General features: G+C 67.0%; 1 protein-coding gene. It reads left to right on the forward strand.

Annotated elements, in window-relative coordinates; translation table 11 throughout:
* Nucleotides 1–96: 96 nt before the first annotated feature.
* The coding region (tnpC, locus tag V8324_RS22080; protein WP_336422020.1) for an IS66 family transposase at nt 97–873 on the forward strand (777 nt) is incomplete at its 3' end.

Below are 873 nucleotides of genomic sequence, written 5' to 3' on the forward strand. Positions count from 1 at the left end.
GTGAAGGCGCTGGAGGCACGCCGGCCGGCTGCGGCAGAATGAATCAGGCGACAGAATTACCGAGCATTTCCAGCCGGTTCGGGGTATGTTCGGGGCATGTCGGCTCTGCCTCATATCGACCTCTCGGCCATTCCCGAGGACCAGCGCGACGCTGTCGCCGCGCTGCTGCGCGAGACGGTCAGCCTGAAAGAGGTCGTCAAGCGTCTCGAGCACCTGGTGGCCGAACTGAACCATGTCGTGCATGGCAAGACGTCCGAGAAGCTCGACGAGGACGACCGGCAATTGGCGTTCGAGGACCTCGAGACGGCAGTCGCCGAAGTCGAGGAGCAGCAGGACAGCCAGACCTCCTCCGATGACGCGCCGCGCCGCAAGTCCTCCTCGGCCAAGCGCAACCGCGGTAATCTTCCCGAGAGCCTGCCCCGGATCGAGCGGGTCGTCGAGCCCGACAGCCTCGTCTGCCCGTGCGGCTGCGGGCAGATGCACAAGATCGGCGAGGACCGCACCGAGCGGCTGGACATCGTGCCTGCGCAGCTGCGTGTGATCGTGACCGTCCGTCCCAAGTATGCCTGCCGCGCCTGCACCGATGGTGTGACACAGGCTCCGGCCCCCGCCGCCCTGATCGAGGGCGGCCTGCCGACCGAGGGCGCCATCGCGCATGTCCTGGTCAGCAAGTATGCCGACCACCTGCCGCTATACCGGCAAAGCCAGATGCTCGCCCGGTCGGGTGTCACCATCGACCGCGGCACCCTGGCCGACTGGGTGGGTGTTGCGGGGTTCCACCTGCGGCCCGTCGTCGATCGGCTGGCCGAGCACCTGAAGGCGTCCACCAAGCTGTTCATGGATGAAACGACTGCGCCGGTTCTCGACCCCGGC

It is taken from the genome of Roseovarius sp. D22-M7, assembly GCF_037083785.1.
Lineage (GTDB): Bacteria > Pseudomonadota > Alphaproteobacteria > Rhodobacterales > Rhodobacteraceae > Roseovarius.